Below are 14,229 nucleotides of genomic sequence, written 5' to 3' on the forward strand. Positions count from 1 at the left end.
AGCCCACACAGTAGGCGCCGCCCACCCGCCGCGGACAGACAGCCGCCCACCCCACCGACCCCACCGCCCGGCGGCGAGCCGCCCCGTGGCAGCCAGCCCGGGTCGGCGCCGGCAAGGCGGACCATCAGCCTCGGGAGCAGCCGACGAACAGCCGGCTCCTCCCGGACGACCGGCCCGGGATCACCGGAACCGACCGGTGCCGCGATGGCTCCGGCGTGGTACCCCGTCCGAGTATCTCCGGGCCTGTGGACGCCAACGTCATCACAACACGAACACTCGCCACGCCTGCCACTCCGATTCGCCTTCGAGCTGCGGAACTCGCTGGCCACCGACACTCCTCAGTGCCCACAGGGAATTCGAGGCCCTACCGAAGCACACACCATGCACTACAGACGACCATCTCATGCCATCCCACCACCAACGACATAGCCCCCCCGAGTGCACACGTCGTGCGCGACTGGGGGAGACTGCCGCCGCGGTCCCCAAATGGTAGGGAGTTCGACGTGGCAGACGAATCGCCGCACAGCAAGAAGCTTCAGGAACTGATGTTCCGGGCGTGGGAGACCTTCGGCGACGCCCGCCATCTCGACAGCGATGACCGGGTCTTCGTGCAGGCGCTCGCGCGCCAGACCGCGGACCGCATCTCCGTCCTTTACGGGGCGAGCTGGCGAGAGGCGCTCGACTGGGTGGCACAGCGGTACGTGCCCACTGCGGATCTGCCGGGCGGGACGACGCCGGCGACACCGACCAGCGCGTCCTCGAACGGCAGCCCGGCCGTGCCCCGGCGCGGGACGGCTGCCGCCGAGGTCGGTTCGACCTCCTGACCGCCGCCCCGGCCGTACTACGGCCCGGTTTATCCCCGGCCTGCCCCTTATCCCCGGCCTGCCCCCTCCCGCGCCCACGGCCCCGCCGTAGCCCGCAGTAACGGGCGACGGCCGGTCCTAGGCGGGGCAGGCTCCGGACGGGGTACGAACCGCGCGCTGCGGACGTCCCGTCCCCGTCCCCGTCCCGCCGGTGTCTCGGTGTACTGGGGTCTCGGTGTACCGGTGTCTCGGTGTCAGTGCGCGAAGTGGCGCACCCCGGTGAAGTACAGGCTTACTCCGGCCTCGCGGGCGGCAGCGATGACGCTCTCGTCGCGCACCGAGCCGCCGGGTTCGACGACCGCGCGCACGCCGGCGTCGGCAAGCACCTGGAAGCCGTCCGGGAACGGGAAGAACGCGTCGCTGGAGGCCACCGCGCCCTTCGCCCGGTCACCGGCGCGGGAGACGGCCAGGCGGGCGGCGTCGACCCGGTTGACCTGGCCCATCCCGACGCCGACAGTCGCTCCGGCCGAGGCGAGCAGGATCGCGTTCGACTTGACCGAGCGCACCGCGCGCCAGGCGAAGCCGAGGTCGGCGAGGGTGGCCTCGTCCACCGGAGAGCCCGCTTCCAGGGTCCACCCGGACGGGTCGTCGCCCGCGGCGTCGAGGGCGTCCCGGGACTGCAGCAGCAGGCCGCCGGAGATCTGCCGCAGCTCCACGCCCCGTGGGTGGAGCGGGGGCGCGCAGACGAGGAGCCGGATTGACGGCTTGCGGGAGAGGATCTCCACGGCGCCGGGCTCGTAGTCGGGCGCGACAACGACCTCGGTGAAGATCTCGGCGATCTGCTCGGCCAGCTCGACACTGACCGGGCGGTTCACCGCGATGACGCCACCGAAGGCGGACACCGGGTCGCAGGCGTGTGCCCTGCGGTGCGCTTCGGCCGCGGTCGCGGCGACGGCGATGCCGCAGGGGTTGGCGTGCTTGATGACCGCGACAGCCGGGTCGGTGAAGTCGAACACCGAGCGCCAGGCGGCGTCCGTGTCGGTGTAGTTGTTGTACGACATGGGCTTTCCGTGCAACTGCCGCGCCGAGGCGAGCCCGCCGCCGCCGTCCTCACCGACGTACAGCGCGGCCCGCTGGTGCGGGTTCTCGCCGTAGCGCAGCACGCTGGTGCGGTGCCACTGTGCCGCAAGCACATCCGGCCAGCCAGTCTCCTGTGCCGTGTCGTCAGGTGCCAGCGCGCTGGCGAACCAGGATGCCACCGCCGCGTCGTAGGACGCCGTGTGCGCGAAGGCGCGGGCCGCGAGCCGGCGCCGGGTGGGCAGGTCGTAGCCGGATCCACGGACGGCGGCGGCGAGGTCGCCGTAGTCGCCTGGAGAGACGACCACCGCCACGGAGGCGTGGTTCTTCGCGGCTGCCCTCAGCATGGCCGGCCCGCCGATGTCGATCTGCTCGATCGCCTCGTCCTCGCTCGCGCCGGAGGCGACGGTCTCCCGGAACGGGTACAGGTTGACCACAAGGAGGTCGAAGGGCTCGATGTCGAGCTCCGCCAGCACGGCGGCGTGCTCGGCGTTGCGCAGGTCGGCCAGCAGGCCGGCGTGCACGCGGGGATGCAGCGTCTTCACTCGGCCGCCGAGCACCTCCGGGAACCCGGTGACGGTGCTGACCGGTGTGACGGCCACGCCCAGGCGGGCCAGGCTGTCGGCCGTCGAACCGGTTGACACCACCTCGACACCGGCGTCGACGAAAGCCGCGGCAAGTTCCTCCAGCCCGGTCTTGTCGTACACGCTCACCAGCGCGCGGCGCAGCCGGCGGTGACCGGTGGCCACCAGCTCACCCGGGGCGTCGACCCGCGGCGCACCACCCGGAACCGCTCCGCCGCCCGTGCCGCCCTGCCCGACCTCGGTCGTCGACGCCCCCGACATGACCCCTCCAGAACCGTTCACGATGCCTCCGTTGGCATGAGCTTCCACCGCTTCGACCTCGGGGGCCGGACCGCCCGACGCGGTGGTTCCCGGCGGCCTGCCCTCCCATGAGAGCTCACCGCGGACGAACCGGCCGATCGCGGCGACAAAGAGGCCACGCTCGACGGCCTGAATCCGGGCCCGCAGACTGTCCTCGTCGTCCTCGGGGCCGACCGGGACGGCCGCCTGCTCGATCACCGGCCCCGTGTCGACGCCCTCGTCCACCCAGTGCACTGTCACCCCGCTGATCCGCACTCCGGCGGCCAGCGCGTCACGCACCGCGTGCGCTCCCGGGAAGGCCGGGAGCAGGGACGGATGGGTGTTCACCGTCGGGAAGCGACCGATGACCTGCGATCCGAGGATCTTCATGTAACCGGCGAGCACCAGCAGATCCGGGTCGAAGCCGGCGATCCGCTCGGCGGTGGCCGCGTTGAACGCCGCCCGGTCGGCGCAGTCCTCCAGCCGCACGGTGAACACCGGTACCCCGGCAGCCTCGGCACGACGCTGCGCGAGGGTGCCCGCCCGGTCCGTACCCACCGCGACCACGCGCGCGTCGAACGCCTCGTCCGCGCACGCGTCCAGGATCGCCTGCAGCGTGGTGCCCGCCCCCGAGGCAAGGACCACTAGACGTGCGGGCACACAACCCTCCGTGAATCATGAAACGACCGGCCCCACCGGCGGTGGCATACCGGGCACACGCCCCCGCCAGCACGGGCCCGGAGCGGCAACGGTCCGAATGTACTTTCTCGGTGCCCCAGACACGCCGGACCAGCACGGAACGCACCCGGCACACCACCCGTGCCGCCAACGGCCGGGTGCGCTTCCCCGCACCCGAGGAAGCGCCCTCAGGCGGCCCAGCCGCCGCCCCAGCCCGCCTCCGGACCGTCCTGGTGCACCATCACCGCGGCCGGCGACCGCACCCAGTCGACGTCGGGGCCAGGGCCGTCGCAGGCACGGCGGCCGCGCACCCCGGTGGCGCCGGCCGCATCCGGACCAACCGCGTCATCACCGCCCGTGAGCAGGCCACCGTTCTCGCGACGGTAACGGCGAAGGGCACCGCCGACGCCCGTGGCCGGCGGTGTTCGCCCGGGAGCGGCGTCGGCCACGGCCCCCTCCTCGCCGAAGTCCAACCCGTCCAGCAGATCGCCCGGCCGGCAGTCGTAGAGCTCCGCGAGCCGCGTCAGTGTCAGCGCGGACGGCGCCCGGCCGCCCCGCGCCGGCCAGACCTCCCAGTAGGAGATCACTTTGCCCGTCTTCACCGCGCCGGCACCGGGCCACCGCTCGTTCCACCGGCGGGCGACGTCCTCCTGGGTCCAGCCGTGCGCCAGCCGGTACGCGACGCGGGCGTTGAGCCGGTGGCCACGGCGCAGTTCCAGGGCGATGCGCCGATAGCTCCAGCCGAGCCCGCGCAGCCGGGCCGACTCGGCCCGCAGCGCCTTCGAGGTGCGTGGCATCCCACCTCCCAGATCTGATCAACAGAAGCCGGAAGCTACCGGATGGGGCCGACATTCCGGTCCGGGCCGACCCACGCCCGTCCGACTCCTACGATGTCGTCCCAGGGACGAGCCCCGGACCGCCGAAGGCCGGCTGCGCCGCGGGGAAACGGAGAGATCGGTGTCCAACCCGCCTGATCACGACCCCGTCGGCCCGCCGGGATCCGCCCCGGCGCCAGGCTGGCAGGGCCACCACGAGACACCACCCGACTGGCCGGACCGGCGGGAGGCACCGCCTGCCAGGCCGTTCCCGGACGGCCTCCTCGCCCGTTACACCCGTCGCGGCACCGGCCCCGGTCAGCTGCCGCCGCCCGGCCGCGGCACGGGGCGGCTGGCCCTGGCGTTGGGCGCACTCGCCCTGGTCACGAGCGTCTTCATCATCGGCGGGGTGGTCGGCGTCGCCGCGATCGTGGTGGGCATGCGGGCACGCGCCCACGCCCGGCGCAACCGTGGCGGCGGCGGCCGCAGCGGCCTGGGTGGCGGGCGTGGAGGGGACGCCGCGGGCGCAGGTGGTGGCACCGGGACCGTCGGGCTGGCCCTCGGTGCGCTGTCGCTGCTGATCGCATTCACCATCGCCAGCGGGATGTGGGTCTTCTACGATCGACACGGCGACGATCTGCACGACTATCAGGAATGCCGGCGCGGCGCCCGCTCTGCCCAGGAGCTCGACGACTGCAGCCGCCGTTTCAACGACGCCGTCCGCACCGATCCCACCTCGAACGGCTGACCGGCGCGGCGCGCCGCCAGCTCCGCCACGCAGGACACGAGCACGGCCACCACCGTGAGCTCCGCGGCCGCGGCCAGGCCGACCGACCAGGCCGTCGGCCCGAAGCGCACCGACCCGCTCCCGATCCGGCCGGCGGACGACGCCGCGGCGAACATCATCAGCAGCCCGCTGACACCAGCCGCGGTGAGGATGCGGCCCAGACGGCTCCGGTGGCCGGCCCCGGGTGTTCCGCGCCGCACCGACAGCGCGAGCATCGTCCCGGCGATGACGGGCACGACGGCCAGCACCAGCCAGCCGCCCTGGGGCAGCGGGCCGGGCGGCAGCGCCGCGAACACCGGCAGGTCGGGAAGCAGCGCCACGTGTACCTCGTCGGGCCGTACGAAGCCGCTGCCGGTCCCGAACCCCGGGCCGAGGGTGTAGGCCAGGGCCCACAGGACGAGGTTGGGCAGGATCGCGAGCTGGATCGCCGCCAGGCCGACACCGCCGACGACGCCGGCCTCGAGCTCGCGGTCCGTCGCCGCGATCTCCGGAAGGGTGGCGGCCAGGACCAGCGCGACACCGAACGCCGACACGGCGATCATCGAGGTGAACGCGGCCAGCGCCGCCGCCACGGGCACCCGGACGGAGTCCGGCAGCGAGCGCCAGGCCGACCGCAGTGCCCCGTAACCGGACAGTACGCCGATCGCCGCACCCGTCAGGCTGAACGACAGCGCTCCGACGAGCACCGAGAAGATGTCCGGACGAGCCGCCGGCGCCGACACGATCAGAGCGATCACGAGGACGAGGATCGTCTGGGTACCTGCCACAAGCGCGACATCGCGGACCACCGCACCCCACGGCGGCGACGTCTCGACCCGCGGCGGGCGGGCCGGCCGAAGGCCGAGGCCCCGGGGCCGCAGACCCCGCTCCGGTGGGAGTCGTTCAAGGCCGGTGGTGGCCGCCCGGTGACCGGCGGTCGTCGCCGCGAGGATCGGCAGGAGTGCGAGGCCGAGGGGAAGCAGGTCGACCGGCCCGCCCGGCAGGCGCACGGTGGCGCCGTGTGCGAGCAGCCACAGGTCCGCGCCGATCCGCGAGGCGTCCTGCGGCCCGGCGGACGAGCCGGTGTCCGCCCCCCACACGACGAGCACGACGAACTGGATGAGAACAAGGCCGGCTGCGCTGGTCGCCACAGCGCTCAGAACCGAGCGGCCGTGGCTCGCCCAGGCCGCCGGCTCGAGGCCGGGCCTGGCCTGTTCCTCGGTCGGACTGCTTCCGGGCTGCGCCCCCGGGGCAGCTCCGGTCGGCGCACCGGAGTTTCGGAGGAAAGCAGCCACGCCGGCAGGCTTGCACGGACGGAGGACCACTTCCGGGACAACACGCCGGGATTGCCGAGAACGACTCACGTCGGTAACAGGACAGGGAGAAAACCCCACGCCGGCAGGCCGGGCCGATAAGGTTCCCGGCCCTGCACCCCCACTCAGGTGGCGTGTTCACCGGCCGCCCGGCACTGGGCCACCGGCCGGCCCTTGCCGCGGCTGCCCCACGGCCATGTACAAGCAAGCCTACGGCCGCCGCGAGCGCCGCACGGCCCAGGCGCAGGCAGCCAGCTCGGCGCCGGTGCCAGCCAGGGCCGCGTACAGCCCGGCACCGGCGGTGGCGGGCATCCGTGCCCTGCCCGCCATGGAGCGGGCGGGCAGGACCGGATCGACGAAGGCGGGCATCGTCAGCCAGACGACCACGACGGCCAGCACGGCGCCACCGGCCACCAGCACGGCCGTGCCGGCGGCCGGCACCGGGAGCCGCCCGCGGGCGGCCAGCCGGCCCAGGGCAGGGATCCGCCGCGCCGCCGTCGGCAGGACGACCACGGAGGTCAGCCCGGCGCCGAGGCCCATTGCCAGGATCGCCGCAAGGCCGAGATCCGATCCGGCGGCGGAGCTCCGGTAGGAGCTGTCGACCGGGACGGACCAGGGCAGGAAGACCGACAGGACGACAAGGAGACCACCAGCGAGGATTCCCGTCCTGGCCAGGCCAGGGCCGAACTGGTCGCCGGAGCGCGCACCGGTGCCCTCGCTCATCGGAACGGCGAGGGCTGGTGGCGGCCGGCGGATCGGCTCAGCGGTCGGAGGGCGGCTGACCATAGCCGGGCTGCTGCTGGCCGTATCCCGGCTGCTGCTGGCCATAGCCGCCCTGTGGCGGCTGCTGGCCGTAGCCACCAGGCTGCTGCTGGCCGTACCCACCCGTCGGCGGCTGCCCGTAGCCGGGCTGCTGCTGGCCATAGCCGCCCTGCGGGGGCTGCTGACCGTAGCCCTGCGGCGGCTGCTGACCGTAGCCCTGCGGCGGCTGCTGGCCGTAGCCACCAGGCTGCTGCTGGCCGTACCCACCCGTCGGCGGCTGCCCGTAGCCGGGCTGCTGCTGCTGACCGTACGGCTGACCGTACCCGGCGGGCGGCTGGCCGTAGGGCGGCTGGTTCTGGCCCGGGTAGCCACCACCGGACTGCGGGGGGCTACCGGCGGCACCGGACCCGGCGCGCAGGTTCAGCACGTTGAACACCGTCTGCACGATGGCCGCGATGAGGACGATGAACAGGCCGAAGGAGGGCCCGCCGTCGTAGCTGCTCGGGACGGACGGGTAGGCGATCCAGCGGATGATGAGCAGGAGCACCGCCAGGCCGGACGCACCGGCCAGCACCGCGGTCAGCGGGACGGGCAGCGTGGGCAGACGCAGGTTGGCGAACGTCAGCGCCGCGACGAGGCCCGCCACCGCGACCAGCAGCAGGATCGCCAGCCAGCCCCAGAACCAGCCGCCTAGATCGGTGCTCCACCCGTTCGCGCTGTCCGAAACGGATGAGCCGAAGAAGTCCGTGCTAATGGAGAACCACGGCAGGAAACTGAAGATGAACGTTGCGGCGCCGGCGCCGATCACACCGACGTCGTTGGTCGCGACGCTACGACCACCGATTTGTACCACGACAGGAATCCCCACTTCGTCTGGTCGGTCGGTCAGGTGGGCCGACCATCTTCCCACGACCCATCCTGACCGCAACAGGAGTCTTACAGCAAGGCCGCAAGACGGAAAGCGTTCGCGTCCGCGCCCCCCGCCCCGCGACCCAAAAACTCCTGGACCGCCCGACGCGGGGGCCTCCCTCGTGGCAGAAGAAGACCCCCCGCGAACAGTGTTACAGCGACCGCATGATGTCAGCCATCAGCCGTGCGGTTTCGCTCGGGGTCTTGCCGACGCGCACGCCGGCCTTCTCCAGAGCCTCCTTCTTCGCCTGCGCGGTGCCCGAGGAGCCGGAGACGATGGCGCCGGCGTGGCCCATCGTCTTGCCCTCCGGGGCGGTGAAACCCGCGACGTAGCCGACGACGGGCTTCGTCACGTGCGCCTCGATGTGGGCCGCCGCGCGCTCCTCGGCATCTCCACCGATCTCGCCAATCATGACGATCGCCGCGGTGGCGGGATCGGCCTCGAAGGCGTCGAGAGCATCAATATGTGTCGTCCCGATGACAGGGTCGCCACCGATACCGACGCATGTGCTAAACCCGAACTCACGAAGTTCGTACATCATCTGGTAGGTGAGCGTGCCGCTCTTGCTCACCAGACCGATCCGCCCACCTGGGGTGATGTCGGCGGGGATGATGCCGGCGTTCGACACGCCAGGGCTTGCGATACCCGGGCAGTTCGGGCCGATGATCCGAGTCGTGCCCTTTGACTGGGAGTAGGCAAAGAACTCGGTGGTGTCATGCACCGGAACGCCCTCGGTGATCACAACGGCGAGCGGGATCGAGGCGTCGACGGCCTCGATCGCGGCGTCCTTCGTGAACTTCGGGGGAACGAAGATCACGGAGACGTTCGCGCCGGTCTCGGCCATGGCGTCGGCCACCGACCCGAAGACCGGAACGCCCTCGACCTGCTGACCGACCTTGCGCGCGTTCACACCGGCGACGACCTTGGTGCCCGCGGCCAGCATCCGCCGGGTGTGCTTGCTGCCCTCGCCGCCGGTGATGCCCTGCACCACCACGCGACTGTTCTCGTCAAGCCAGATTGCCATCGGTTGTGTCCTCCGACCCAGGTCAGGCCGCAGCCGCGGCGAGCTCGGCGGCGAGCTTCGCCGCGCCGTCCATCGTGTCCACCGGCTTGACCACCGCGAGGTTGGCCTCCTTCAGAATCCGGCGGCCCTCCTCGGCGTTGTTGCCGTCGAGGCGCACCACCAGCGGGGTGGTGACGTCTCCGACGATGGCGAGAGCCTGGACGATGCCGTTCGCGACGGCGTCGCAGGCCGTGATCCCACCGAAGATGTTGACGAAGACGCTCTTGACGGACGGGTCGCTCAGGATGATCGACAGACCGTTCGCCATGACCTCGGCCGACGCGCCACCGCCGATGTCGAGGAAGTTCGCCGGCCGCTGGCCACCGAACTCCTCACCGGCGTAGGTCACGACGTCCAGCGTCGACATGACAAGGCCGGCACCGTTACCGATGATGCCGACCTGGCCCTCGAGCTTGACGTAGTTGAGGCCCTTCTCCTTCGCCTTCTGCTCCAGCGGGTCGACGGCGCCGACGTCGACGAGCTCGGCGTTCTCCGGGTGCCGGAAGTCCGCGTTCTCGTCCAGGCTGACCTTGCCGTCGAGCGCGATGACCCGGCCGTCACCGGTGAGGATCAGCGGGTTCACCTCGACCAGCGTGGCGTCGGACCTGACGAACACCTCCCACAGCTTCACCAGCAGCGTGGAGGCGCCGTCGAGCGCCGCTTCCGGCAGCTTGGCCGCGACCGCGATCTCGCGGGCCTTCGCCGCGTCGACGCCGGTCAGCGGGTCGATGTGGATGCGCGCCAGGGCAGCGGGGTTGGTGGCCGCGACCTCCTCGATCTCCATGCCGCCCTCGCGGGAGGCCATGGCCAGGAAGGTCCGGTTGGCGCGGTCGAGCAGGAAGGAGGCGTAGTACTCCTCGGCGATGTTGCTCGCCTGCTCGACGAGGACGGAGTGGACCGTGTGGCCCTTGATGTCCATCCCCAGGATCGCCGACGCCTTCGCGAACGCGTCGTCCGGTCCGTCGGCGACCTTCACACCGCCGGCCTTGCCGCGGCCTCCGGCCTTGACCTGAGCCTTGACGACCACCTTGCCGCCAAGCTCGGTCGCGATCTCACGTGCCTGTTCAGGGGTTGTGGCAATCCTCCCGGTGGGTACCGGTACGCCATGTTCGGCGAAAAGCTTCTTCGCCTGGTATTCGAAGAGATCCACGGTCCGTCCAGTCGGATGCGGTCGGTCAGGGGATGCACAGAACGCCTGCGAGCCTACTGACGAGGCTCCTGGGACGCTCGGAGCCGGACAGCGGGCCGACGTTGATCCCGGTCACCTCCCTGACCGCGGCACCCCCGACCCCACCCCGTCACAGGGGACCCTCGGCCCAGTGGGCCCGGGCGCTTTCGTGGCGGCTCCCACGCACGCAGAACCGCGTCAGACAGGCATGTTTCGGTTCAATTCGCGGCACGGACGGCCGCCGGCACCGGCAACCGAAGGGGCACCACCCAACAGCACGCCGCGTGGCGGACAGTCACCGGGCTCCGACCCTGCCGGAGGCCGCACGTTCCCATAGCCCGACGGTGGACGTTGATATGTCCGATCTCACACGCCCCGATCCGCACACTGATCAGCCTACGGAGGGGCGAACGCAGTCAGATCCGCGTTATCGGTCAGAAAACCGCCCAGACCGCGGTGCCGATGACAAGAGCACTCACGATGCCGAGCCAGCCCAAACCGATGCCGAGCGTGGCGGCGAACGTCCCGCGCCGCGGACGACGGCGCAGCTGCAGCCGGGCGACCAGGCCCAGAACCACCGCGGCGATGCTGCCCACCCCGAAGATCCACAGGATGCCGAGGGCAAGAGAGAGCAGCGCGCACGTGTTCCACTGCTCCAACAGCCGGGTCCGCACCCCTGCCACCCCTGCCATGCGCGGGCCGGGCGGCGCAGGTGGCGGCCCGACGACCCGCGGCCCGGACGGCAGCCCAGCCACCGCTCCCGACGGATCCGGGCCCTGCCCCACCTGCCAGGACCGCGGATCCGGCGGCGCGGTGAGCGGGACGGCATCAGCCGGGCGGAAGGTCGGCTCGCCGTGGCTCGGGGGCTCTCCCTTTCCCTGGCGGTGCTGCTCCCACCCGACGGCCGGCGGTCCACCGGGCAGGGAGCTTCCCTGCGGCCGGTTTCCCGGCAGCGGGCTTCCCGGCAGCGGGCTTCCGGGCGGCGACGTCGGCAGCGGGTAGCTCGGCGGCGACATCGGCACCCGCGCCGCCGGCTCGGAGAACGACGGGGGGCTGGCCGGCGGGACGGGATGGGCCGGCTGCGGCTGTCGTGCCGAGTCGCGTGCCGGGCCCCACGACGGACTCGTGCCCCGCCCCGCGACACCCGGGCCGGAGGTGGCGCGGAAGGACGACGCCGGGGGCGGCGGGCCGACGGGCCCCGCGCGCTGCGGCGGCTGCGGGCTCGCGACCGGAGCCGGTCGCGCCGGGGTCGGCGAATCGGGAGCGGAGACCCCGAAGGCGGGAGACGGGCCCGTCCAGGTCTGTTCCAGGACGGAGCCGGCGGCCCGGTCCGCGTCGGCGACGCCGTGGACCTCGTGGCCGACCAGCGCGGCCAGCACACCGGCCGGGCCCGGCCGGGCCTGCGGTGCCTTCGACAGCGCCTGGGCGACCAGCCCGCGCAGGTAGCCGGGGAGATGGTCGAGATCGGGCTCGTCACGCTGGACGCGCTGCGCCAGCAGGTCGGGAGCCTCCGCGTGGAAGGGGTGCCGGCCGGTCGCAGCGTAGGTCACGCAGCTCGCCCAGGCGAAGACGTCGGCAGCGGTACCGGCTGCCTCGCCGCGCATCTGCTCGGGCGCCATCCACGCGAGAGTGCCGATGACGTGGCCGCTGCGCGTGAGCGTCGCGCTGTCGGTGAGCTGGGCGATCCCGAAGTCGATGACCTTCGGGCCGTCCCAGGCCAGCAGGATGTTCGACGGCTTCAGGTCACGGTGGACAACGCCCACCGAGTGAATGGCCACCAGCGCGTCCGCGAGCCCGACCGCCAGCCCGCGCACCAGGTGGGGTTCCAGCCGCCCCCGGCGACGGACGGCGTCGGCCAGGTTCACACCTTCGACGTACTCGGTCACCATCCACGGCTGGGACGCGGTCGTGTCCGCGTCGAGCACGCTGGCCACGGCTCCGCCGCGCACCCGCAGCGCCGCACGGACCTCACGCTCGAAGCGGAACCGGAACTCGGCGTCCTCGGACAGCTCAGCGGCCGCCACCTTGACCGCGACCGGTTCGGAATCCGGAGTGAAGCCGAGATAGACGGTTCCCATGCCACCGGAACCGATGCGGTTGTGCAGCCGGTAGCGGCCAACCTGTCTCGGGTCTTCCTCCGTCAGCGGTGTGAGCATGACTCCCCTCGCCCGGGCCTGCACCGAACATGACCGCTCCAGGAGCAGAGCAGACCAGAGTATTCCGAACCCTATGACGCATGAGGAAGTGGTCTGCGACGGGCGGCGACCGACACGGCGACCGCGGACGGAGTATTCGTGACGGCACCCGCGAGGCGCATACCGGACGGACCGACCACTGCCCGTGCCGGCGGGGTACCCACGCGAGACCGATCCCACACAGCGTGGCACCGCTGGCCCCGGCACCAGCGAACATCTGTAGGCATGGCGCAACGCAGGAGCATCCCACCGGCCACGGACTGGCGGATCTCGCTGCTGGCCGATGTCATTCGCCGGCCCGCCAGCCCGGGCGCGCCCAACCGCCTGCACTGGCCGGACTACGACGGCCGGTCGGCGCTGTGGTGGGGAACCGGCCCGGTCCAGGGGGTGCCGGCGGTTGTCGCGGTATGGGACTTCACCGTCCACGGGGGCAGCTTCGGTGAGGCCGACGCGGCCGCGTTCACCGCCGCGGCCGGGGCGGCGGTCGCCGGCGCCCTGCCGCTGGTGTCCCTCGTCCGCAGTGGCGGGACCCGACTGCAGGAAGGCGTCGCCGGGCTCGTGGGCCTGGCCCGGGTCTCCCTCGCCCTCGGCGAGGTGACCCGCGCCGGCCTCGCGCACATCGCTGTGTCGGACCACCCCACGACCGGCGGCATGTGGGTCACCGTGGGGTCCCGGGCCGATCTGCGCTGCGCGGTCCTCGGCGCGACCGTCGGCTTCGCCGGACCCAGGGTCGTCGCCGCCGTGACCGGTGAACTGCCCCCGCCGAACAGTCACACCGCGCTGTCCGCCCAGGCTGCGGGGCTGGTGGACGCAGCCGTCGAGCCGTCCGAGGTCGCGGACTGGCTCCGTCGGGCGCTGTGCTCGGTCGGGCCCCCGGGACCGGCCACCGCGGTCGCCCACGGAACTCCGGCCGACAGCGGCGACAGCGGCGACAGCGGCGACAGCGGCGACAGCGGCCGCGGCCGCGGCGGCGGCGGCGAGAACGGTCATGCGGAAGACCACCGCGGCGGGTGGGAACAGGTGCAGGTCGCGCGGCGCGGGCCCCGCCGGGCCGCCGGGATCATCCTTGGCGACCTGCTGCCCGACGGCGTGGACCTGGCCGGACCGGACCGGACCGTGCGGGCCCGGGCCGGCCGGCTGGCCGGCACACCGGTTGTCGGAGTCGCGCTGGCGGCCGGACGCGACGAGGCACCCGGCCCGGACGGCTACCGCCTGCTCACCCGCGCGGCCGACCTCGCCGGGCGGCTGGGTCTGCCCCTGCTCACCCTGGTCGACACGCCCGGAGCGGCCTGCGGGCCGGTGGCCGAGGCGGGCGGTGTCGCGAGGGAGATCGGCGCGGCGATGGCAGCCGTGCTCGACTGTCCCTCCCCGACAATCTCGATCGTTCTTGGCGAGGGCGGCTCCGGGGGTGCGCTCGCTGCCTGCTGCACCGACGTCGTCCTGCTGTCTCCCGACAGCTATCTGACCGCTCTGTCACCGGAGGGCGCAGCCACCACCCTGCGGATCACCCCGGCCGCGGCCGCGGACAGCGCGGGCCTGCTTCCCAGCGATCTGACCAGGTTGGGCTTCGCGGACGGCGTCCTCGCCCGCAGCGACACCGATCTGCCCGGTCTGACACACCCCGTCAGGGATCACCTGCAGGCGCTTACCAGGGGTGACAGCAGCGTCCGCCTTGCGGCAAGAAGAGCAAAATGGTCGACAGGCTTGGGTGGCTTTCAGTAGCGTCGGTCACCCGCCCTGCCACCAACGCAGGCCCGCACGAAGGGGACGGTCATCGACACCCGGCTGTTCACCCGGATCGCAGCGCCCCAGCTCG

11 protein-coding genes and 1 pseudogene are annotated in these 14,229 nt (G+C 72.5%); 3 read left to right on the forward strand and 9 right to left on the reverse strand.

What is annotated here, in order from left to right; all coding sequences use genetic code 11:
• Nucleotides 1–503 precede the first annotated feature (503 nt).
• Nucleotides 504–824 (forward strand): hypothetical protein, encoded by a 321-nt coding sequence (locus AB1460_RS00005; protein ID WP_071083921.1) that lies wholly within the window; start codon nt 504–506, stop codon nt 822–824.
• Between the two features lie 233 nt (nt 825–1,057).
• On the opposite strand, the gene purH is transcribed toward AB1460_RS00005, so the two are convergent.
• From purH to AB1460_RS00020, 3 genes and pseudogenes are all read right to left on the reverse strand, one after another.
• On the reverse strand, nt 1,058–2,725 hold the full coding sequence (gene purH, locus AB1460_RS00010; RefSeq protein WP_368958656.1) for a bifunctional phosphoribosylaminoimidazolecarboxamide formyltransferase/IMP cyclohydrolase: 1,668 nt from the start codon (nt 2,723–2,725) through the stop codon (nt 1,058–1,060).
• A 126-nt stretch (nt 2,726–2,851) separates the two neighbouring features.
• Nucleotides 2,852–3,403 (reverse strand): annotated as a pseudogene (purN, locus tag AB1460_RS00015) (phosphoribosylglycinamide formyltransferase); the annotation flags it as partial.
• A gap of 206 nt (nt 3,404–3,609) precedes the next feature.
• Nucleotides 3,610–4,218 carry a helix-turn-helix transcriptional regulator gene (locus AB1460_RS00020; RefSeq protein ID WP_368958462.1) on the reverse strand — a complete coding sequence of 203 codons (609 nt, stop codon included), beginning with the start codon at nt 4,216–4,218 and terminating at the stop codon, nt 3,610–3,612.
• A 160-nt stretch (nt 4,219–4,378) separates the two neighbouring features.
• On the opposite strand from AB1460_RS00020, the gene AB1460_RS00025 reads away from it, so the two are divergent.
• Entirely contained in the window at nt 4,379–4,984 is a 606-nt protein-coding gene (locus AB1460_RS00025; protein ID WP_368958463.1) for a hypothetical protein, read from the forward strand.
• On the opposite strand, the gene AB1460_RS00030 is transcribed toward AB1460_RS00025, so the two are convergent.
• From AB1460_RS00030 to AB1460_RS00055, 6 genes are all read right to left on the reverse strand, one after another.
• Nucleotides 4,885–6,297, reverse strand: coding sequence for a DUF6350 family protein (locus AB1460_RS00030; RefSeq protein WP_368958464.1), 1,413 nt, complete (start codon nt 6,295–6,297; stop codon nt 4,885–4,887). The two genes, AB1460_RS00025 and AB1460_RS00030, sit on opposite strands and share 100 nt — an antisense overlap.
• A 228-nt stretch (nt 6,298–6,525) precedes the next feature.
• Entirely contained in the window at nt 6,526–7,101 is a 576-nt protein-coding gene (locus AB1460_RS00035; RefSeq protein ID WP_368958465.1) for a hypothetical protein, read from the reverse strand.
• Nucleotides 7,076–7,930 (reverse strand): hypothetical protein, encoded by an 855-nt coding sequence (locus AB1460_RS00040; protein ID WP_368958466.1) that lies wholly within the window; start codon nt 7,928–7,930, stop codon nt 7,076–7,078. Before AB1460_RS00040 ends, AB1460_RS00035 begins: the two co-directional genes overlap by 26 nt.
• A gap of 208 nt (nt 7,931–8,138) precedes the next feature.
• Complete coding sequence (sucD, locus tag AB1460_RS00045; RefSeq protein ID WP_368958467.1) at nt 8,139–9,011, reverse strand: succinate--CoA ligase subunit alpha; 873 nt, start codon at nt 9,009–9,011, stop codon at nt 8,139–8,141.
• A gap of 22 nt (nt 9,012–9,033) precedes the next feature.
• A complete protein-coding gene (gene sucC, locus AB1460_RS00050; RefSeq protein WP_368958468.1) occupies nt 9,034–10,200 on the reverse strand; it encodes an ADP-forming succinate--CoA ligase subunit beta in 1,167 nt (388 codons plus the stop codon).
• Nucleotides 10,201–10,652: 452 nt separating this feature from the next.
• Entirely contained in the window at nt 10,653–12,374 is a 1,722-nt protein-coding gene (locus AB1460_RS00055; protein WP_368958469.1) for a protein kinase domain-containing protein, read from the reverse strand.
• A 264-nt stretch (nt 12,375–12,638) separates the two neighbouring features.
• Here AB1460_RS00055 and AB1460_RS00060 point away from each other — a divergent pair, with 264 nt between their 5' ends.
• Complete coding sequence (locus AB1460_RS00060; protein ID WP_368958470.1) at nt 12,639–14,135, forward strand: carboxyl transferase domain-containing protein; 1,497 nt, start codon at nt 12,639–12,641, stop codon at nt 14,133–14,135.
• Nucleotides 14,136–14,229 lie beyond the last annotated feature (94 nt).

It is taken from the genome of Parafrankia sp. FMc2 (assembly GCF_041008525.1).
Taxonomy (GTDB): Bacteria; Actinomycetota; Actinomycetes; order Frankiales; family Frankiaceae; genus Parafrankia.

Coding starts and splice junctions, on each gene's coding strand:
- purH (WP_368958656.1), bottom strand. CDS start 2,725: ATGTCGGGGGCGTCGACGACCGAGGTCGGGCAGGGCGGCACGGGCGGC.
- AB1460_RS00020 (WP_368958462.1), bottom strand. CDS start 4,218: ATGCCACGCACCTCGAAGGCGCTGCGGGCCGAGTCGGCCCGGCTGCGC.
- AB1460_RS00035 (WP_368958465.1), bottom strand. CDS start 7,101: ATGGTCAGCCGCCCTCCGACCGCTGAGCCGATCCGCCGGCCGCCACCA.
- sucD (WP_368958467.1), bottom strand. CDS start 9,011: ATGGCAATCTGGCTTGACGAGAACAGTCGCGTGGTGGTGCAGGGCATC.
- AB1460_RS00055 (WP_368958469.1), bottom strand. CDS start 12,374: ATGCTCACACCGCTGACGGAGGAAGACCCGAGACAGGTTGGCCGCTAC.
- AB1460_RS00060 (WP_368958470.1), top strand. CDS start 12,639: ATGGCGCAACGCAGGAGCATCCCACCGGCCACGGACTGGCGGATCTCG.